The organism is Pseudomonas sp. GL_090 (assembly GCF_057837765.1).
Window position 1 is genome coordinate 3,594,321 of sequence record NZ_CM174452.1, and the last position, 20,383, is coordinate 3,614,703.

Annotated in this window: 19 protein-coding genes and 2 pseudogenes; 10 read left to right on the forward strand and 11 right to left on the reverse strand. The window is 58.4% G+C overall.

Translation table 11 applies throughout. The annotated features are described in order from the left end of the window. Entirely contained in the window at positions 1-618 is a 618-nt protein-coding gene (locus AC3ITA_RS15995; RefSeq protein ID WP_489277811.1) for a DNA-3-methyladenine glycosylase family protein, read from the forward strand. A gap of 131 nt (positions 619-749) precedes the next feature. On the opposite strand, the gene AC3ITA_RS16000 is transcribed toward AC3ITA_RS15995, so the two are convergent. After that, positions 750-881 (reverse strand): hypothetical protein, encoded by a 132-nt coding sequence (locus AC3ITA_RS16000; RefSeq protein ID WP_263597166.1) that lies wholly within the window; start codon positions 879-881, stop codon positions 750-752. Between the two features lie 251 nt (positions 882-1,132). On the opposite strand from AC3ITA_RS16000, the gene AC3ITA_RS16005 reads away from it, so the two are divergent. After that, entirely contained in the window at positions 1,133-1,537 is a 405-nt protein-coding gene (locus AC3ITA_RS16005; protein ID WP_095944161.1) for a PaaI family thioesterase, read from the forward strand. A gap of 45 nt (positions 1,538-1,582) precedes the next feature. Continuing rightward, a complete protein-coding gene (locus AC3ITA_RS16010; RefSeq protein WP_414928837.1) occupies positions 1,583-2,071 on the forward strand; it encodes a GFA family protein in 489 nt (162 codons plus the stop codon). Between the two features lie 66 nt (positions 2,072-2,137). Here the strand turns inward: AC3ITA_RS16010 and AC3ITA_RS16015 are convergent, their stop codons facing one another. Further along, positions 2,138-2,746, reverse strand: a complete 609-nt coding sequence (locus AC3ITA_RS16015) for a MiaE family protein (protein ID WP_007986374.1) — start codon at positions 2,744-2,746, stop codon at positions 2,138-2,140. A gap of 161 nt (positions 2,747-2,907) precedes the next feature. On the opposite strand from AC3ITA_RS16015, the gene AC3ITA_RS16020 reads away from it, so the two are divergent. After that, on the forward strand, positions 2,908-3,771 hold the full coding sequence (locus tag AC3ITA_RS16020) for a universal stress protein (protein WP_150672967.1): 864 nt from the start codon (positions 2,908-2,910) through the stop codon (positions 3,769-3,771). Positions 3,772-3,874: 103 nt separating this feature from the next. Here AC3ITA_RS16020 and AC3ITA_RS16025 read toward each other — a convergent pair whose 3' ends face one another. Further along, entirely contained in the window at positions 3,875-4,345 is a 471-nt protein-coding gene (locus AC3ITA_RS16025; RefSeq protein WP_489277814.1) for a DUF1289 domain-containing protein, read from the reverse strand. 458 nt (positions 4,346-4,803) lie between these two features. Between AC3ITA_RS16025 and acnB the strand changes: the two genes are divergently transcribed. Further along, positions 4,804-7,404 carry a bifunctional aconitate hydratase 2/2-methylisocitrate dehydratase gene (gene acnB / locus AC3ITA_RS16030; RefSeq protein WP_489280802.1) on the forward strand — a complete coding sequence of 867 codons (2,601 nt, stop codon included), beginning with the start codon at positions 4,804-4,806 and terminating at the stop codon, positions 7,402-7,404. A 137-nt stretch (positions 7,405-7,541) separates the two neighbouring features. Here acnB and AC3ITA_RS16035 read toward each other — a convergent pair whose 3' ends face one another. The 5 genes from AC3ITA_RS16035 to AC3ITA_RS16055 form a co-directional block, all read right to left on the reverse strand. Continuing rightward, positions 7,542-8,015 (reverse strand): Lrp/AsnC family transcriptional regulator, encoded by a 474-nt coding sequence (locus tag AC3ITA_RS16035; RefSeq protein ID WP_414928838.1) that lies wholly within the window; start codon positions 8,013-8,015, stop codon positions 7,542-7,544. Positions 8,016-8,428: 413 nt separating this feature from the next. Continuing rightward, the gene (gene mdeB / locus AC3ITA_RS16040) at positions 8,429-11,137 is read right to left on the reverse strand and encodes an alpha-ketoglutarate dehydrogenase (RefSeq protein WP_489277816.1); all 2,709 of its coding nucleotides are present in this window, start codon (positions 11,135-11,137) and stop codon (positions 8,429-8,431) included. A gap of 128 nt (positions 11,138-11,265) precedes the next feature. Next, positions 11,266-12,186 carry a branched-chain amino acid transaminase gene (locus AC3ITA_RS16045; protein ID WP_414928840.1) on the reverse strand — a complete coding sequence of 307 codons (921 nt, stop codon included), beginning with the start codon at positions 12,184-12,186 and terminating at the stop codon, positions 11,266-11,268. Positions 12,187-12,254: 68 nt separating this feature from the next. Next, complete coding sequence (locus AC3ITA_RS16050) at positions 12,255-13,046, reverse strand: HpcH/HpaI aldolase family protein (RefSeq protein WP_489277818.1); 792 nt, start codon at positions 13,044-13,046, stop codon at positions 12,255-12,257. A 356-nt stretch (positions 13,047-13,402) separates the two neighbouring features. Next, on the reverse strand, positions 13,403-14,683 hold the full coding sequence (locus tag AC3ITA_RS16055; protein WP_489277820.1) for a serine/threonine transporter: 1,281 nt from the start codon (positions 14,681-14,683) through the stop codon (positions 13,403-13,405). A 375-nt stretch (positions 14,684-15,058) separates the two neighbouring features. On the opposite strand from AC3ITA_RS16055, the gene AC3ITA_RS16060 reads away from it, so the two are divergent. The 5 genes from AC3ITA_RS16060 to AC3ITA_RS16080 all read left to right on the forward strand — a co-directional run bounded on the left by AC3ITA_RS16060 (position 15,059) and on the right by AC3ITA_RS16080 (position 19,086). Further along, positions 15,059-15,442 (forward strand): tautomerase family protein, encoded by a 384-nt coding sequence (locus AC3ITA_RS16060; protein WP_095944152.1) that lies wholly within the window; start codon positions 15,059-15,061, stop codon positions 15,440-15,442. Positions 15,443-15,470: 28 nt separating this feature from the next. Next, entirely contained in the window at positions 15,471-16,112 is a 642-nt protein-coding gene (locus AC3ITA_RS16065; RefSeq protein ID WP_489277822.1) for a TetR/AcrR family transcriptional regulator, read from the forward strand. Then, positions 16,103-17,068, forward strand: a complete 966-nt coding sequence (locus AC3ITA_RS16070) for a 2-hydroxyacid dehydrogenase (RefSeq protein WP_095944150.1) — start codon at positions 16,103-16,105, stop codon at positions 17,066-17,068. The genes AC3ITA_RS16065 and AC3ITA_RS16070 overlap by 10 nt, the downstream gene beginning before the upstream one ends. A 145-nt stretch (positions 17,069-17,213) precedes the next feature. Beyond that, positions 17,214-18,281, forward strand: a complete 1,068-nt coding sequence (locus AC3ITA_RS16075; RefSeq protein WP_095944149.1) for a phosphotransferase family protein — start codon at positions 17,214-17,216, stop codon at positions 18,279-18,281. A gap of 37 nt (positions 18,282-18,318) precedes the next feature. Then, positions 18,319-19,086: an SDR family oxidoreductase gene (locus tag AC3ITA_RS16080; protein WP_007976320.1), complete on the forward strand. Its 768-nt coding sequence runs from the start codon at positions 18,319-18,321 to the stop codon at positions 19,084-19,086. A 128-nt stretch (positions 19,087-19,214) separates the two neighbouring features. On the opposite strand, the gene AC3ITA_RS16085 is transcribed toward AC3ITA_RS16080, so the two are convergent. From AC3ITA_RS16085 to AC3ITA_RS16095, 3 genes and pseudogenes are all read right to left on the reverse strand, one after another. Then, entirely contained in the window at positions 19,215-19,436 is a 222-nt protein-coding gene (locus tag AC3ITA_RS16085; RefSeq protein WP_172435354.1) for a hypothetical protein, read from the reverse strand. Positions 19,437-19,656: 220 nt separating this feature from the next. Further along, positions 19,657-19,875, reverse strand: a pseudogene (locus AC3ITA_RS16090) (response regulator transcription factor); the annotation flags it as partial. A 21-nt stretch (positions 19,876-19,896) separates the two neighbouring features. After that, positions 19,897-20,298 (reverse strand): annotated as a pseudogene (locus tag AC3ITA_RS16095) (PAS domain-containing protein); the annotation flags it as partial. Positions 20,299-20,383 lie beyond the last annotated feature (85 nt).

The following is a 20,383-nucleotide window of genomic DNA, read 5'->3' on the forward strand; positions in this document are numbered from 1 at the left end:
ATGGCTGACGCCTATCAGGTGGCCAGTGCCTTCCTGGCCGCCATCGATGACGACTGGCGCCGCCACATCGACGCCATCGGCACGTGCCTGCACCAGCCCCATGCGGCCCGTGACCCGTATGAGTCGCTGGTGCGGGCGATTGCCTATCAGCAACTGCACGCCAAGGCCGGCGACGCGATTGTCGGCCGGCTGCTGGCGCTGTTCGGTTCGGCTTCGTTTCCCCGGCCTGAACAGATCGTCGCCACGGATTTCGACCGACTGCGCAGTTGCGGATTTTCCGCGAACAAAATCGCGACCATTCAAGGCATCGCCCAGGCGTCGCTGGACGGCGTGGTGCCGGATTACGCCACGGCGCTGGCCATGGACGATGAAGCGCTGATCGAACGGTTGATCGCGTTGCGCGGCGTGGGTCGCTGGACCGTGGAGATGCTGCTGATCTACAGCCTGGAGCGGCCGGACATTTTGCCAGCCGATGACTTTGGCGTGCGTGACGGTTATCGACGGCTCAAGGGCCTGGAGGTGCAGCCGACGCGCAAGCAGATGATCGAGATCGGGTTGGCGTGGAGCCCTTACCGGACGGTGGCCTCCTGGTATTTGTGGCGGGTGCCCGGGCGGTAGACCGCGTTATCGTTCATCGCGAGCAGGCTCGCTCCCACATTCGACCGCATTCCCATCTCAGAACTCGGTTAAAGGTGGGAGCGAGCCTGCTCGCGAAGGCGTCCTTACCAACAACACACACCCAAAGCCAATCACAACCCCGACTTCAACCGACTGAACGCCCGGATCAACGCCCGGTTGAACGCCGCCGCCCGGCCGAAATGGGCGTGGCGGGCGGCGCATTCGAAGGTTCGCAGGGCTGCCAGGGAAGGTAAACGTCGCATCAGGTCATGTCCCGGTTTTGAGGGGGACATGCTGACTTGGCCTTTGGTGGGCGTCCAGTGGGACCGCGTGATCGTTCATCGCAGGCAAGCCAGCTCCCACATTTTGGAACGCGATCCCCTGTGGGAGCGAGCCTGCTCGCGATGAGGCCAGCCCATTCACCACCAACCCACCAGCCCATCACCTTCCCTTATGGACCATGACATCCACCCAAACCCGGCGCATGTTGAACCCTCAAGCGGAGGGATTCGCCATGCTCAACACACTCAAGCACATCAACTCGACATCAGCCTTCAACCGCTGGGCCGGCTTCGAAGTCACCCGCGCCGAAAGCGGCGAAGCCGAGCTCACCATGGCTTTTCGCGAGACCGACATGGCGCAATACGCCGGTTTCCTGCATGCCGGCCTGATTGGCGCGATGCTCGACACCGTCTGCGGTTTTGCCGCCGGCACCGTGGCGGGCAACGTGCTGGCCTCGCACTTTTCAGTCAACTGCCTGGCGCCTGCCATCGGTGAAGTGTTCATCGCCCGGGGCCGGGTGGTGAAAGCCGGCAAGAAACAGGTGTTCGCTCGCGCCGAGTTGTTCGCGCAAAACGGTGATCAACTGAAACTGGTGGCTACCGGCGACGCGATCCTGGTGCCTGTCGAGTCGACCTGACGGTCTAGGCTGTCCTGAGTACGCTCAATCCAGCCGGAGGTTCCCATGCAACTCGAAGGTTCCTGCCATTGCGGCGCGGTGTCGTTCAGCCTGACCAGCGCCCACCCCTACCCTTATCAGCGTTGCTACTGTTCGATCTGCCGCAAGACCCAGGGCGGTGGCGGTTTTGCGATCAACCTCGGTGGCGATGCCGCCAGCCTCAAGGTTCGCGGGCGCAAGCACATCGCGATTTACCATGCGCGACTCAAGGAAGAAGGCGACAAACGCGCCCACAGCAGTACCGCCGAGCGGCATTTCTGCTCGGTTTGTGGCTCGGGATTATGGCTGTTTAGCCCGGAGTGGCCGGAGTTGATCCACCCGTTCGCCTCGGCCATCGACACCCCGCTGCCGGTGCCGCCGGAGCACACGCACCTGATGCTGGGTTCAAAGGCATCATGGGCGGAAGTGGAGGCGCAGCCTGCAGATCTACAGTTCGATCTGTACCCCAAAGAGTCCATCGCGCAATGGCATGAACGGCTGGGTCTGTGTTGCTGATGGCCCCTTCGCGAGCAGGCTCGCTCCCACAGGGAAATACATTCCAATGTGGGAGCGGCGGTGCGTTCAGGCCGCAGCCGGCACACCACTATGAAAACGGAATTCCACATCCGGTGACTCGATCAGTTCCTGCTCGGCGGCACGGACCTTGTCGATCACCTGGGCGATGTCCTTGGCATCGCCGTACTGGTAAGCCAGTTTCAGGTAACCCTGGAAATGCCGGGCCTCGCTCTTGAGCAGGCCGAAATAGAACTTGCCCAGTTCTTCGTCCAGATGCGGCACCAGGGCTTCGAAACGCTCGCAACTGCGGGCCTCGATGAAGGCCCCCACCACCAGGGTGTCCACCAGTTTCACCGGCTCGTGACTGCGCACCACCTTGCGCAGCCCCGACGCATAGCGCCCGGCGGACAGCTGGCGCAACTCGATCTTGCGCCGTTTCATCAGGCGCATGACCTGTTCGTGGTGCACCAGCTCTTCCCGGGCCAGGCGCGACATCATGTTGATCAGATCGACGTGGGAGTGATACTTGGCGATCAGGCTCAACGCAGTGCTCGCGGCCTTGAATTCGCAGTTCTTGTGGTCGATCAGCAGGGTTTCCTGATCGGCCAGCGCGGCCTGGATCCAGCCGTCGGGGGTGCGGCAGCCAAGGAACTCGTGAATTTCGGGAAGGATCATGGGGCTCACGGAAAAATAGGTTCAAAACGAAGGGCGCCGATTATACCGGCCTGCCCGCAGACCACCAGTCGCCAACCGTTGATATGCATCAAGTCCCCGAATCGCAGACAGCAACTATAGTTGTGCAACGCCGTGCTTTTTATTTTCAGGAGATCCCGCACATGCAAGCCGTTCGCAGCATTCTGGTGGTCATCGACCCCGAACATTCCGAAAGCCTGGCGCTCAAACGGGCGAAGTTGATTGCCGGTGTGACCCAGGCACAGTTGCATCTGCTGGTGTGCGACCGCAAGCATGATCACAGTGGCATGCTGGGTGTGCTCAAGGCCGCATTAACGGAGGACGGCTACGTCGTCACCACCGAGCAGGCCTGGAACGAGAGCCTGCACGAAACCATCATTGAAGTGCAGCAAGCCGAAGGCTGCGGACTGGTGGTGAAGCAGCACTTTCCCGACAGCGCGCTGAAAAAGGCCCTGCTGACCCCCGAGGACTGGAAATTGCTACGCCAATGCCCTTCCCCGGTACTGCTGGTGAAAACCGCCGGTTCATGGAAAGACAAAGTGATTCTGGCCGCCGTGGATGTCGGCAACGCCGACGGCGAACATCGCCATCTGCACAACACCATCATCGATCATGGCTATGACATCGCCGGCCTGGCCAAGGCCCATCTGCATGTGATCAGCGCCCACCCGTCGCCGATGCTGTCGGCGGCCGACCCGACGTTTCAACTCAGCGAAACCATCCAGGCGCGTTATCGCGAACAGTGCAGGGCGTTCCAGGCGGAGTTCGACATTGACGATGATCACCTGCACATCGAGGAAGGCCCGGCGGACGTGTTGATTCCGTTCATGGCGCACAAGCTGCAGGCAGCGGTGACGGTGATCGGCACCGTGGCGCGTAGCGGGTTGTCAGGGGCATTGATCGGCAACACGGCGGAAGTGGTGCTGGATAAGCTGGAGAGCGATGTGCTGGTGCTCAAGCCGCAAGAGATCGAGGATCATCTGGATGAAATTGCCGACAAGCATTGAGATTTTTGCTGTCGGGTCGAACGCCATCGCGAGCAAGCTCGCTCCCACAGGGGATTTGTGAACGACACAGGTCCAGTGTGGGGCGAGCCTGCTCGCGATGCTCTTAGCCGCCAAAGGCGTCTTTCAGGAACCCAGGCGCAATGTAGCGCTGGTAATGGGCTTCGGAGAGCAGGAAAAATTCCCGATCAATGGCATCGCGCAGTTCCGGCAGGTTCCACTCGCGAAACTCCGGCAGCAACACCATCCCGTAGGCTTCCAGGTTGTTGATCACCCGCGCGCCTCGGGCGATCAACTGGTAGGCCCAGCAATATTCCGACTGATGGGGCACGAAGCGGATCTTGCGCTGTTCCAGCTGCATTCTCAGCAGCACCGGATCGAAAATTTCCACCTTGGCGGCCATCACTTGCGACAGCAACTGCTCAAGACGCAGCCATACCGCGCGTTTTTCTTCCTCGTTGTAACCGTTCCAGTGGATCACTTCGTGGTGGAAACGCTTGCAGCCACGGCACACCAGGTCACCGTAAACAGTGGAGCAGAGGCCGACGCAGGGTGTCTTGATGGTCTGATTGGGCATAGATAGGCATAAACGCGAAAAAGCAGAACAGGCCGGCATGTTAGCCCTTTGTCGGCCATTGATCACCCCTCAAAGTTCAGGGCCCATGGAGAATGGGGCTCCAGTGAGCGCCACCACCAAAGTCCAATAAACACTGACTTACCTTTAATTTTTTTTTGCCGTAGAATCAGCCTGCCTTTTTAGGCGCCAATGTCCGTTAGAAGCTGTTTTCAAAGCGTCACGAGCACAGTCGTTCCTTCAGAGCGGTGTTGGCGAGGGGTTTTTCCAGCGGGGAAAAACCCAACGCCAACCCTCATCAGCTCCCGTTCTGCAGGCGTAAAACTTTGAAAGCAGCTTCTGTAAGGAATTGTCGGTAATTCTGGCTAAGTGGCTCACAACGCCATGCTGCGCATGAGTACGGCAATTTCGGGATGAGCGTCCCGGACACCCATTTGGGACCACTGATGAGGGTAATAACTGTGCTTGAAGCCTACCGCAAACATATCGAAGAGCGCGCAGCACTGGGTATCGTTCCCCAGCCGCTAAACGCCGAACAAACTGCAGGCCTGGTCGAGCTGCTGAAAAATCCCCCGGCTGGCGAAGAAGCATTCCTCGTTGACCTGATCACCAATCGCGTTCCGCCAGGAGTGGACGAAGCAGCCTATGTCAAGGCCGGCTTCCTGTCCGCCATCGCCAAAGGCGAAGCCAAATCCCCTCTGATCGACAAGAAGCGCGCTGTTGAACTGCTCGGCACCATGCAGGGCGGCTACAACATCGTGACTCTGGTTAACCTGCTGGACGACGCCGAACTGGCTCCAGTAGCGGCCGAAGAACTCAAGCACACCCTGCTGATGTTCGACGCCTTCCACGACGTCGCTGAAAAAGCCAAGAACGGTAACGTTCACGCCCAAGGCGTGCTGCAATCCTGGGCTGACGGCGAGTGGTTCGTGAAGCGCCCGACCCTGGCCGACAAGATCAGCCTGCGCGTGTTCAAGGTCACCGGCGAAACCAACACCGACGACCTGTCCCCTGCGCCTGATGCCTGGTCCCGTCCAGACATCCCGCTGCACGCCCTGGCCATGCTGAAAATGGCTCGCGACGGCATCGTGCCTGACGCACAAGGCGTCACCGGTCCGATGAAACAGATCGAAGAAATGCGCAACGCCGGCTTCCCTATCGCCTACGTCGGTGATGTGGTCGGTACCGGTTCTTCGCGTAAATCGGCCACCAACTCGGTTCTGTGGTTCTTCGGCGACGACGTTCCTTACGTGCCGAACAAGCGTGCCGGCGGTTTCTGCTTCGGCAGCAAGATCGCTCCGATCTTCTACAACACCATGGAAGATGCCGGCGCACTGCCAATCGAATTCGACGTTTCCAACATGCACATGGGCGACGTGATCGACCTGTACCCGCATGCTGGCAAAGTCTGCAAGCACGGCACCGACGAAGTCCTGACCACCTTCGAAATGAAGACCCCGGTCCTGTTGGACGAAGTTCGCGCTGGCGGCCGTATTCCGCTGATCATCGGCCGTGGCCTGACCGAGAAGGCTCGCACCGAGCTGGGTCTGCCACCTTCGACCCTGTTCAAGAAGCCTGAAGCTCCGGCTGAAAGCACCAAGGGTTTCACCCTGGCGCAGAAAATGGTCGGCAAGGCTTGCGGCGTGACCGGCGTTCGTCCGGGCACCTACTGCGAACCGAAGATGACCACCGTCGGTTCCCAGGACACCACCGGTCCGATGACCCGTGACGAACTGAAAGACCTGGCGTGCCTGGGCTTCTCGACCGATCTGGTGATGCAGTCCTTCTGCCACACCGCGGCTTATCCAAAGCCGATCGACGTGACCACCCACCACACCCTGCCTGACTTCATCATGACCCGCGGCGGCGTTTCCCTGCGTCCGGGCGACGGCATCATCCACTCGTGGCTGAACCGCATGCTGCTGCCGGACACCGTCGGTACCGGTGGTGACTCCCACACCCGTTTCCCGATCGGCATCTCGTTCCCGGCCGGTTCCGGTCTGGTCGCGTTCGCCGCTGCCACTGGCGTCATGCCGCTGGACATGCCTGAGTCGATCCTGGTTCGCTTCAAAGGCGAACTGCAGCCAGGCGTCACCCTGCGTGACCTGGTTCACGCCATTCCTTACTACGCGATCCAGGCTGGCCTGCTGACCGTAGAGAAGAAAGGCAAGAAAAACGCCTTCTCCGGTCGTATCCTGGAGATCGAAGGTCTGCCTAAACTGACCGTCGAGCAAGCGTTCGAACTGTCTGACGCCTCGGCTGAACGTTCGGCTGCCGGTTGCACCATCCAGCTGTCCAAAGAGTCGATTGCCGAATACCTGCAGTCCAACATCACCCTGCTGCGCTGGATGATCGGCGAAGGCTACGGCGATGCACGTACTCTGGAACGTCGCGCTCAAGCGATGGAAGCCTGGCTGGCCAACCCTGAGCTGCTGCAAGCGGACAAAGACGCCGAATACGCCGAAATCATCGAGATCGACCTGGCCGACATCAAGGAACCTGTGCTCTGCGCGCCGAACGACCCGGACGACGCTCGCCTGCTCTCCAGCGTTGCTGGCGAGAAGATCGACGAAGTGTTCATCGGTTCGTGCATGACCAACATCGGTCACTTCCGCGCTGCCGGTAAACTGCTGGAACAGGTCAAGGGTCAGCTGCCAACCCGTCTGTGGCTGTCGCCGCCGACCAAGATGGACGCTCACCAGCTGACCGAAGAAGGCTACTACGGCATCTACGGCAAGGCCGGCGCGCGCATGGAAATGCCGGGCTGCTCGCTGTGCATGGGTAACCAGGCACGTGTAGAGCCGAACTCGACCGTTGTGTCGACTTCGACCCGTAACTTCCCGAACCGCCTGGGTGACGGCGCGAACGTCTACCTGGCTTCGGCCGAGCTGGCGTCCGTGGCTTCCATCCTGGGTCGCCTGCCGACCGTCGAGGAGTACATGGAATACGCTGGCAAGATCGACAGCATGGCGGCCGATGTCTACCGCTACCTGTCCTTCGACCAGATCGCCGAGTTCCGTGAAGCTGCTGCGAACGCCAACATCCCGGTCGTTCAAGCCTAACGTTGCAACGCAATGAAAAACGCCGCCCATCGTGAGATGAGCGGCGTTTTTTTATGCCTTCAATTTGAACACTATCCCCGTGGGAGCGAGCTTGCTCCGAGCGGCGTTCCGACGATAGCGATCTGTTTGCTACATCCTTATCGACTGACCATCAAGTTTACTGGCGCCTTGACTTCTTTTACGACAAAGGACGTGCACACGTCTTTGACACCTGGGAAACCGTTTATATTTTTTCTGGCGAACTCACTGAACTCAGCCAGATCGGTCGCCAGGATCGTTAACTGGTAATCGTAGACCCCAGAAATACAGTGACAGCCGATCACCTGTTCGAAGGCAGTAATCGACTCCTCGAATGCTTTCATATGGTCAGTATCTTTTTGATCCAGCGCCACCTGGACAAAGGCAGTGATAGCGTAGCCAAGCATTTCGGTATTGATACTGGCGTGGTAACCACGCACCAGACCGAGCTCTTCGAGCCTTTTGACCCGTCGCCAACAAGGAGATGCGCTCAGTGACACCAACTCAGCAAGTTCTGCACTCGAAAGCCTGGCATCCCGCTGTAGCGCCGCCAATATTCGGCGATCCGTAGCATCGATCTTTACCTTTGGCATAACCATCCCCCCAAAACACAGAACATACACTCCATATCTTATCTATAGTCAAGGGGATTTTAGTATAATTAAGTTGCAAGAAAGTCGTAGTATCTTCTGCTTGCCTATTCGATACTTGAAGCACACTGATAATAGGCTGCTTGTGGTGAAAATCGACACTGGTGTCAACGCTCACAGGATCGCACAATAAAAATCAACATAAGCAATAATAGCGGCGAATTAACCAGTACTTTATCTAAGTTAGCCTTGGACAAATCCAAACGAAACACCTTCAGTTTGGTCAGTAGCATTGTAACGCAGTGATGACGAGACTCTTTCATGCCCACCCCAAAAGCTCTCACACTTTCGATTAATGCATCCCTGACACTACCGGCGACATACCGTAGCACCAGCCCTCACTTAACAAACTCGAATCAACATTCCCAAGGGGCTGTTTCGTTAAACTTGATGTCGTACTTTTCAATGGCACGAGAGCAGACATCGGCACTGAGTTTTCCTTCATGCACCAAACCCCATAGCGCACTCAGCACGATCTGATGACGGTCTATTTCAAAAAACTTGCGCAGAACTGTGCGCGTATCGCTACGACCAAAGCCGTCCGTACCCAGGACAACATAGTGATCTTCAACATAGGAGCCAATCAGTTGCGGTAGCGCGCGCACATAATCGGTCGCGGCAATGATTGGACTCCCCTTCGGCAAGCACTCACTAACGTGGCTCGTTTTCTGTTCGTCTTCAGGATGATGTCGGTTCCAACGCTCTACACCTCTGGCGTCCCTCGCAACTTCTGTGAAACTGGTGACACTCCACACCTGAGAGCCGACCTCCCAATCTGCGCTCAGGAGTTCTGCCGCAGCCAACACTTCGCGCAAGACAGTGCCTGATCCGAGCAGCCGCACTCTGTTCAATCCCGCTCCGCACGCGTGTTCGCAGAAGAGGTACATGCCTTTGATGATGCCTTGCTCGACATCAGCAGGAAGATTGGGCTGGGCGTAGTTTTCGTTCATCAGGGTGACGTAGTAAAACTCGTCAACCTGTTTCTCCAGCATCTGGCGCATGCCATGATCAAGAATTACCGCAAACTCACCCGCGAATGCCGGGTCGTACGCTCTGCAGTTTGGTACCAGAGCAGCCATCAAATGGCTGCTGCCATCTTGATGCTGCAGACCTTCCCCTCCCAGGGTTGTACGGCCTGCTGTGGCGCCAAGCAGAAAGCCTCTGGCCCTTTGGTCAGCCGCCGCCCAAATAAGATCACCTACTCGCTGAAATCCGAACATTGAGTAATAGATGTAGAACGGCAGCATGGGCAGGCCATGGGTGGCGTAGCTGGTCGCCGCCGCCACCCAGGAGCTGATGGCACTGGCCTCGCTGATGCCCTCTTCAAGTATTTGTCCATCCAGCGCCTCTCGGTAGCTCAGGATGGAGCCGATGTCCTCTGGCTCATAATGCTGGCCGACACTGGAATAGATACCAATTTGCCTGAACAGATTCGCCATCCCGAACGTCCGGGCCTCGTCAGCCACGATGGGAACTACCCGTCGCCCCAGGAGAGGATCTTTCAGCAAGTTGCCGAGCATCCTCACAAACGCCATCGTGGTAGACATTTCCTTGCCTTGCGCGTGAGTGGCAAAGCTTCCATACACCTCCAGCCCCGGCACGGCGACCACAGGGACATCCGTTTGCCGACCGGGCGTGAACCCCCCAAGGCTTTGGCGACGCTCAAGCAGATAGCGCATTTCACGACTATCAGCGCCAGGTTTGTAGAAAGAGAGCGTCTCAACCTGCTCATCGGTCAGGGGCAGATTGAATCGATTTCTAAAGCCGATAAGCGCTTCACGATCCAGCTTCTTCTGCTGATGAGTCGTCATTCTTCCCTGGCCGGCTTCACCCATCCCGTAACCTTTTTTGGTCTGGGCAAGAATGACCGTAGGCTGCCCCTTATGAACAGCCGCCGCTTGGTAGGCGGCGTAGATCTTCACCATATCGTGGCCGCCTCGTTTCAGCCGATCGATCTGTTCGTCTGTGAGACCTTGGGCAAGCTTTGCCAATGCTTCGTTTTGACCAAAGAAATGGTCCCTGTTGTAGCGCCCGTCTTTCGCGGCAAACGTCTGGAACTGCCCATCAACGGTTTGCGAAAGGGCGCGCACCAGACTTCCATCCGTATCGCGGGCGAAAAGCCCGTCCCAATCAGACCCCCAAACCAGTTTTATGACATTCCAGCCTGCCCCGACAAACAGTGCTTCCAACTCGTCGATGATTCGCCCGTTGCCTCGCACCGGCCCGTCTAATCGCTGTAGATTGCAATTGACGACCCAGATCAGATTATCCAGCCCCTCCCTTGCGGCCAAAGTAAGGGCAGACATGCTTTCCGGTTCATCCATCTCACCGTCACCGAAAACGCCCCACACTTTTCGCTCAGAGGTGTTTAGCAGGTCACGGTTGTGAAGGTAGCGCATGAAACGGGCCTGGAAGATCGAACTGATTGGGCCGATACCCATCGACCCTGTCGGAAATTGCCAGAAGTCCGGCATTAACCAAGGGTGTGGATAGCTGGACAAACCCTGCACCCCTTGCCCGGTCGCGGTGATTTCCTGCCGGTAGTGCACGAGGTTCGTTTCTTCCAATCGCCCCTCAAGGAAGGCGCGCGCATAAACACCTGGAGCCGAGTGAGGTTGATAGAAGACCAGGTCGCCTCCAAAAGACTCGCTCCTTGCTCTGAAAAAATGGTTAAAACCGACCTCGAACAAATCCGCCGCACTCGCGTAACTGGCGATGTGCCCCCCCAAATCACCATAGGCCTGGTTGGCACGCACGACCATCGCGAGCGCATTCCACCGAATGATCGATGAGAGACGTTCCTCGATTGCCAGATCGCCCGGGAATGCGGGCTGCTTTGCTACGGAGATAGTGTTGATGTAGGGCGTAACCAACGAAGGTTTCCAACCGATGTTGGGATCGCGAACAAGACTGACCAGTTCATCGATGATGTGGCGAGCCCTCTCAGGGCCGCTATTGGCAATCAATGAAAGGAGTGCATCACGCCATTCTGCGGACTCTTGCGCGTCGTTTTCATCGGCGCAAAACTCGGGATTTTCAGGAGTACCGTGCAGGGACCTGTCCATGCTTGCTTCACCTCACACCAAGAATTCCAGCCACTGCCAGGAACGTTTAAAAATTCCTTTGAGCGTTGATGTTCATTATTGGTTATCCACCTGGATACACCATTTTTATACAATCGGTGAGTCGACTATCAAACCCAGGTCAACCAATGGGCGTACCTTTCATTCGTGCCATGCACCGCAGAAAAGTAGACCTCTTGAAGTTGCTGAGTGATCGGGCCTCGCGAGCCGGTACCGAGGGTCCGACCATCGAGTTCACGAATGGGTGTAACTTCAGCCGCAGTGCCTGTAAAGAAGGCCTCGTCACAGCAGTACAATTCATCGCGTGTAATACGCTTCTCTCTAATTTCGAAGCCCAGGTCTCGAGCAATAACCATCACCGAATCACGGGTGATGCCATCCAGGCAAGAGGCCAGGTCGGGCGTATAAATAACGCCATCTCGAACCATGAAAACATTCTCGCCCGCGCCTTCACTGACATAACCTTCAGTGTCCAGCAGTAGCGCTTCATCAAAGCCGAGCGAAGTCACCTCTCGATTAGCCAGGATGGAGTTGATGTAATAGCCACACGCTTTGGCACGCACCATGGATACGTTAACGTGATGGCGGGTAAACGATGACGTTTTTACCCGAATCCCCTTTTCCATGCCCTCTTCCCCCAGGTAAGAGCCCATGGGCCATGCTGCTGTCGCGACATGAATGGTGTTGTTTTTTGCCGCGATACTCAGAAAGTCTGAACCGATCCAAACCAAAGGCCGCAGATAACATGACCGGTAGTTATTTGCCCGGATGACGTCCATGCACGAGTGACGAATAGTTTCTTCATCAAACGGAATATCCAACTGAAAGATCTTCGCCGAATTGAACAGTCGACGAATATGCTCTTTCAGGCGAAAGACTGCAGGTCCGCGTGTGGTTTCATAGGCACGCATGCCCTCGAACACCCCCATGCCGTAATGAAGTGTGTGAGTCAAAATATGGGTATTGGCTTCACGCCACTCAACTAACTCTCCGTCTTTCCAGATTTTCCCGTCACGGTCTGACATCGACATTTACAACCTCCAGTCTAAATAATAAAAATCGCGCTATTCATCGAAACTTTTCGATGATCAGGCGGGTATTATTTTTTTGGATCAAGTGCGTCCAAGGCGTCCATCGCGCCCTTGGTCAGCCATCCAACATCAGAGTGCAGCGCGATGAAGGTCACACCTTTCTCCCGGTATTGGCGTGCCTCTTCCACCGACGTTGCAAAGATGCCTACGGCCTTGGAGTGCATGCGCGCCCCCATCAACACCTTCTCGACTGCGGCCTTGACCTTGTCATGCCTGGTTTGCCCCAGTAGCCCCATGCTTGCCGACAAATCCGCCGTGCCGATGAACAGACAGTCGACACCCTCGACTTGAGCGATAGCGTCGACGTTCGCCACCCCTTCCACTGACTCAATCAGGACAATGGCGCACGCCTGGTTGTTTGCGGATTTGACATAGTGGCTGTCCAATCCATACGCCCCCGCCCTGACCATTCCAGCGACGCCTCTGACACCCCCTTCATCGTGTAGCGGGAATAACATCGATGCCACGGCGGCTCGCGCGTCAGCCGCACTGTTGACGTTCGGGAAGACGATGGTCTGCGCCCCACAATCCATAGCGCGCTTGACCAGGGATGGATCGTTGGCGGTGACTCGCACGGCACCGGCCGCTCTTGCCCCTTTAAAGGCGGCCGCGTCAATGGCTCTCAGTTGAGCCGCAAGATCCTGGGTATCGCTGGGGCCGTGCTCAGCGTCAATGACCACCCAATCAAAACCGCAATGGGCAATCAGTTCGGCGACGGCTGGGCTTGCGAGCGTCAGCCAGCAACCTACGGTCGGTGTAGCGCTTTTTAAACGCTGCTTGATTGGATTTACGAGGTGCACGGCAGGCCTCCTGACATCGTGATGCGGCGCTAACGGATGGTTCATGTTAGGCAGATGTCAGGGGTATTTTTTGCGCATTTTCGTTATCAGGAACGACGTGTAGCAGAACATTCATTCTGTTTTTTTCGTTGCCTCAAAATCTTTATGCTGATATCAGAAAATGTTGGTGAGATGTACGCCGACTGGATCGTCCGCTGATACGCGCCAAGAGACTTTCAATTCCCCGACACGCCCAATGAGTTCAATTGAACGTTGTATTGGCCATAAAAAAACGCCGCTCCTGGTCGCAAGAGCGGCGTTTTTTTTATGGGAGGAACCCGGCTCGCGAAAGCCTGTTCACTCCTTCACAGGGAAACTCAGGCCAGTAACGAGTAGATCAACGCCGTGATCGCCACCAGGCCCACCGCCGTCACGAAGACGTTGGACGCCTGACCGCGATAGCGTGCCATCGCTGGCACCTTGCGGATGGCGTACATCGGCATCAGGAACAGGATCGCCGCGATCACCGGGCCGCCGAGGGTTTCGATCATGCCGAGGATGCTCGGGTTCAGCGTGGCGACGATCCAGCACACCACCAGCATGAAGGCGGCGGTCATGCGGTCCAGGGCCTTGGCGGACGGACGCTTGCCGCTCTTGACGATCAGCCCCTTGAGGCCTTCGCTGGCGCCGATGTAGTGCCCCAGGAACGACTTGGAAATGGCCACGAAAGCAATCAACGGTGCCGCGAAGGCGATGGTCGGATTGCTGAAGTGGTTGGCCAGGTACGACAGGATCGACAGATTCTGCGCCTTGGCTTCGGCCAGTTGCGCTGGTGACAGGGTCAGCACGCAACTGAAGACGAAGAACAGCACCATCACCACCATCAGCAGGTGGGCGCGGGACAGGATCTGTGAGCTGCGCTCCTCGGCATGCTCACCGTAGCGACGCTTCTGGTCCACGGCGAACGCCGAGATGATCGGCGAGTGGTTGAACGAGAAAACCATCACCGGAATCGCCAGCCACAGGGTATGCAACAGCGCCGATGGCGCCGGCACGCTGCTCGCGGTGGCGAGGATGCCGCCGTTCCAGTGGGGAACCAGGTACACCGCCAGAAACAGCAGCGCGACGATGAACGGGTAGACCATCAGGCTCATGGCCTTGACGATCAGTTGCTCACCGCAACGCACCACCGCGAGCAGGCCGAGGATCAGCACCAGCGACAGCACGACGCGCGGCGGCGGCGTGATGTGCAGTTGATGCTCCATGAAGCTGCCGACCGTGTTGGTCAGGGCCACGCTGTAGATCAGCAGGATCGGGAAAATCGCGAAGAAATACAGCAAGGTAATCAGTGCGCCGGCCTTGATGCCGAAATGCTCTTCCACCACTTCAGTGATGTCGGCGCCTTCGCGACCGGACAGCACGAAACGGGTCAGCCCGCGGTGTGCGTAGAACGTCATCGGGAACGCCAGCAATGCCAGGATCAGCAGCGGCCAGAAACCGCCCAGGCCTGCGTTGATCGGCAAAAACAGGGTTCCGGCACCAATCGCCGTGCCAAACAGGCCCAGCATCCAGGTGGTGTCCTGGCGATTCCAGCTCGACAGCGTCGCGGGTGTCGCTTCTACATAGCGTTCGTTAACGCTATTGGCCTGATCATTCATCCGGTGGGATCTCCACATTCCGGTCACTTGCCACCCGGCCAGGACGCGTCGGAATACCCGACAGGCGGCGTCCGGCCGAAACAGGGGCGCGATTCTGGAGGATTAGTGAGCAGAAGCAAAGACTTAGGTGAGGAACGGCGGTACCAGATAGACGAAAGTCCCCTGTGGGAGCGAGCCTGCTCGCGATGGGTGCGGTACATCCACCATTTGTTTGACTGACACACCGCTTTCGCGAGCAGGCTCGCTCCCACAGGGAACTGCGGTGATTTCGTTATTTACGGCACCTGTACTTCATCGCCAAAGCGCAATGCGCGCTTGATAAAGGTCTACCATCATGTATTTTTAATCAATCCGCATTCCTTCTGGAGTCTGCCCATGCCACTGGTTCGCGTCGACATCAAAAAACACCGGGACCCCACCCACGCCAAACGCATCGGGCAACTGATCTATGCCGCCATGCGCGGCACCATCGGCGTGCCGCAGAACGATAATTTCCAGATCCTCGCCGAACACGATGAGCAGCATTTCATCTTTGATCCCGGTTACCTGGGCATCAACCGCACGGACCAGTTGGTAGTGATCCAGATCACCATGAGCGAAGGCAGGACCGTCGAGCAGAAAAAACTCCTCTACAAAACCATCGCCGAAAGCCTTAACGCAGAGCTGGCCGTGCGCCTGGAGGACGTTTTCATCAATCTGGTGGAAGTGAAAAAAGAGAACTGGTCGTTCGGCAACGGGATTGCCCAATACGCCCTCTGATATTCAACCTGCAAACCGAGAATGACCCATGCCCCGAGTTTCCCGTAAACAAGCCGACCTCAACCGCGAAACTATCGTCGATGCCGCCACCCGGCTGTTTCGCGAGCGCGGCTTGCACGGGATCAGCGTGGTCGATGTGATGGCTGCCGCGGGCCTGACTCACGGCGGTTTCTACGGGCACTTCGAATCCAGGGAAGCCCTGGCGCAAGAGGCCAGTGGCCGGGCTTTCGAGCAGGCCGCGCAACGCTGGCTGGGGCGGGTGGCCGAGCAAGACAGCAAGGACGCCGCCCGCCGTGCCGTGGTCGAAACCTACCTGTCCAGCGAAAGCCGGGACAATCCGGGCGACAGCTGCCCGGTGGTCGCCTTTGCCGGGGACATGTGCCATGAGGCCGCCGAGAGCGGCTTGCGCCAAACCTATCTGCTGGGCCTGAACAACCTGCTCGATTCCCTCGGCTCGCTGCTGGACGCAGAGGACGAAGCCGGCAAACGGCAGCAGGCGCTGGTGCAATACTCACTGATGTTCGGAGCGCTGATGCTGTCCCGGGCCACCCGCGGCGATCCGCTGTCGGATGAAATCCTCGAAGCTGCCCGGGCCGTCCTCACGCCGTCGAAACAAAGCGACGTTCGAGCCGAATTTTCGATGCCCACAGGGAGCCCAGCATGCCTGTAACCGTTCTGGTACTGGTTGAAACCATTAATGATTACCTGCCTATCCTCGAGCATCAGGGTTTTCACCTGATCCTGGCCCCGACGCCCGCCGAACGCGCCGAAGCCATCGCCCGCCACACCGGGCAGATCGACGCCGTCCTCACCCGTGGTCCGTTGGGGCTGTATGCCGATGAAATCGCCGCGCTGCCCAACCTCAAGATCATCTGCGTGATCGGCGCCGGCTATGAACACGTCGACCTGCAGGCCGCCGCCAACCGGGGCATCACCGTCACCAATGGTGCCGGAGTCAACGCCTCGTCCGTCGCCGACCATGCCATGGCACTGCTGCTGTCGCTGGTGCGCGACATACCTCGCTGTGATGCCGCCGTACGACGCGGCGAGTGGCCGAAGATCATGCGCCCTTCCCTGGCCGGCAAACGCCTGGGCATCCTCGGCCTCGGCGCGGTCGGCATGGCCATCGCCAAACGCGCCGGCGCCGGTTTCGACATGGACATTTGCTACCACAATCGCCAGCGTCGCAGCGATGTGTCCTACACCTTCTGCTCGACGCCGACGGAACTGGCGCGGGCCTCGGACTTCCTGATCGTCGCCACGCCCGGCGGCCCGGCCACCCGGCAACTGATCAATCGCCAGGTGCTCGACGCGTTGGGCCCCAAGGGGTTTATCGTCAATATCGCCCGGGCCAGCGTGATCGCCACTGCAGACCTGATCAGCGCCCTGGAGCAACGCCGGATCGCCGGTGCAGCACTGGATGTGTTCGACGCCGAACCGAAGGTGCCGGATGCACTCAAGACCCTGAGCAACGTGATCCTCACCCCCCATGTCGCCGGGCTGTCCCCGGAAGCGACCCAGGGCACCGTCGAACTGGTAGGCAAGAACCTGGTGGCGTTTTTCTCCGGCCAACCGGTGTTGACGCCCATCGAACTGCCGTCGGCCGAGAGCCAGCTCGCCCATTGAGCGGCGATTCAAACAGCTGTATCAAAAACAATGATTGGCCGGCAACACGCTCACCTATAAGAGCCGTTTGCGGTTGTGGGGGCGCCGTGTGCGCATTAGATTAGCCAATAGTTCAAGGCCTCCAGAATAAGCAGAAGGGATAAGCATGGCGCTTAACGACCAGTCCACCCGTATCCGCACCGGCGAAGAGCTCGATGCCAGCCTGATCGATCCGTACCTCAAGGCGCACATTCCGGGGCTCAGCGGCTTGCCACGGATCAGCCAGTTTCCGGGCGGTGCTTCAAACCTCACCTACTTGCTGGAATACCCCGAACAGGAATTCGTCCTGCGTCGTCCGCCCTTCGGCCACAGGGCCAAGTCGGCCCACGACATGGGCCGTGAATTCCGCATCCTCAATCAACTGCGCGACGGCTTTCCTTACTGCCCGAAAGCCTACGTGCACTGCACCGACGAATCGGTGATCGGTGCCGAGTTCTATGTCATGGAACGGGTCAACGGCATCATCCTGCGCTCGGACCTGCCGCCGGAACTGGGCCTGGATTCGGCGAAAACCGAAGCCCTGTGCAAGAGCTTCATCGACAAGTTCGTGGAACTGCACCGCGTCGACTACAACGCCTACGGCCTGGGTGACCTCGGCAAACCCGAAGGCTACGTGGCGCGGCAAATCAAAGGCTGGAGCGATCGCTACGAAAAGGCCCTGACCCCCGATGCGCCGCAATGGGACGTGGTCAAGGCCTGGCTCAACGACAAGATGCCGGCCGACCATCCGACCTCCAGCATCGTGCACAACGACTACCGCTTCGACAACGTGATCCTCGACCCGAACAACCCGATGCAGATCATCGGCGTGCTCGACTGGGAACTGACCACCCTCGGCGACCCGTTGATGGACCTGGGCAACACCCTCGCCTACTGGATCGAAGCCGATGATCCGGCGCCGGTGCAGATGATGCGCCGCCAGCCGAGCCATGCGCCGGGCATGCTGACCCGCCGCGAGTTCGTCGATTACTACGCCGAACGCTCGGGCATCCGCATCGATAATTTCGACTTCTACTACACCTACGGCCTGTTCCGCCTGGCCGGTATCGTGCAGCAGATCTACTACCGCTTCTACCATGGCCAGACCCAGGACAAACGCTTCGCGCAGTTCATTCACATGAACAAGCTGTTGGAGCAGATGAGCTTGCAGGTCATTTCGAAATCCAGCCTCTGATCAGCGTCATCACAAGGCTTCATAACAAGGGAATCCCATGTCCAAGACTCAGTTGTTCGACCTCGACGGCAAGATCGCTTTCGTCTCCGGCGCCAGCCGTGGCATCGGTGAAGCCATCGCCAAACTGCTGGCCCAGCAAGGCGCCCACGTGATCGTGTCGAGCCGCAAGCTCGAAGGCTGCCAGCACGTCGCCGACGCCATCATCGCCGCCGGCGGCAAGGCCACCGCCATCGCCTGCCACATCGGTGAAATGGAACAGATCAGCCAGGTCTTCGCCGGCATCAAGGAACAGTTCGGCCGTCTCGACATCCTGGTCAACAACGCCGCGACCAACCCGCAGTTCTGCAACGTACTGGACACCGACCTCAGCGCCTTCCAGAAAACCGTCGACGTGAACATCCGCGGCTACTTCTTCATGTCGGTCGAGGCCGGCAAGCTGATGCGCGAAAACGGCGGCGGCAGCATCATCAACGTGGCCTCGATCAACGGTGTTTCGCCGGGCATCTTCCAGGGCATCTACTCGGTGACCAAGGCGGCGGTGATCAACATGACCAAAGTCTTCGCCAAGGAATGCGCGCAGTTCGGGATTCGCTGCAATGCCTTGCTGCCGGGCCTGACCGACACCAAGTTCGCTTCGGCACTGGTGAAAAACGAAGCCATCCTGAACACCGCGTTGCAACAGATCCCGCTCAAGCGCGTGGCTGACCCGAGCGAAATGGCCGGCGCAGTGTTGTACCTGGCCAGCGATGCTTCGAGCTACACCACCGGCGTTTCGCTGAATGTGGATGGCGGGTTCCTGTCCTGATCGTCTGAACAGCACAAGTCCCTGTGGGAGCGAGCCTACTCGCGAAAGCGGTGTATCAGTCGACATTGATGTTGAATGTGACGCCGTCATCGCGAGCAGGCTCGCTCCCACAGAGTGATGCCCCGGATTTACTGCGTGACGCAACGCGTCGTGGTGGTGACGCGGGTCACCTGCCCTTCTTCGCCCCGCACATCGCCCAGGACATCGGTTTTATCCATGGCCTGGCAGGTGCGTTCAGGAGGCGGGGGAGTGATCGCTGGAGGTGGCGGCGGACTGGCACAGCCGCCGAGGATCGCCACGCACAATGCCAGCGACAAGGGTGAGATAACGCGTTTCCCAAGAGTTTTCATAGGTTGACCCGCGATAGTGATAGACACATTTTTTGTGACAACAAAACCGGCGTGCAAAGTCCATGCACCTGTCAAAAAAATAAATATCTGCGAATCACTTATAGCCCAATCCGTGGCAGCACCCGTAAAAGCTGACAGTTCTTACATCGCCGGATCAGGCCGTTGCCGGGAATTGCCGTCCAGTTCGTAACGCTGATCTTCGATCCAGTGCACCTGCACCTTAACGCTGCCCCTTGGGCCGCCATTCACTGGAAAACAGTCCCCGCTCCCGCGCCCACACAATCGCCCCGCTGCGACTGTGCACATCGAGCTTGGAATACACCGTCGCCACATGGTTGCGCACCGTGTTCGGCGCCAGTTTCAGGCGCGCGGCGATGTCCTTGTCGGCCAGACCTTCGCAGATCAGGCCCAGCACATCGAGCTCACGGGCGGTCAGTTGCCCGCTGCTGGCCCGGTCGGTGACATCGTCCATGATCAACACCAGCGATTCCGGCTTGCCACGACTGTCAACCAATACCAGGCTGCGCACGCGATGGACCCAGCTACGCTCTTTGTCCCGCGCCGATGTCACCTCCACCAGCACATCGCTGAACGTCTCGCCACGGGCCACTCGATTGATCGGGTAGCTGTCGGCCGGCACTAGGTGATTGTTGCGATAACGCAGGGCGAAGCGTTTGATATAGGCCTTGGCGTTGCTGCCAAGATCGCTGATGTGCGCTGCACCGTGCATGACTAGCGCTGCGTCATTGGCCCACAGGATGCGCTGATCGGGGGCCAGCAAAATCACTCCGTCGGACAGGCCGGCGATGATCGGCTGCAACGGGCGGCGATTGGCTTGCGTGGTCGGGACGTCCTGGCTCATAGCGTCTCCACACGTAGGGTGACCCTGTGAAGAGTACGACCGCCGGAGTTTTGGTTAGTGCAACGAGCCTTGTGGAATCTCCATC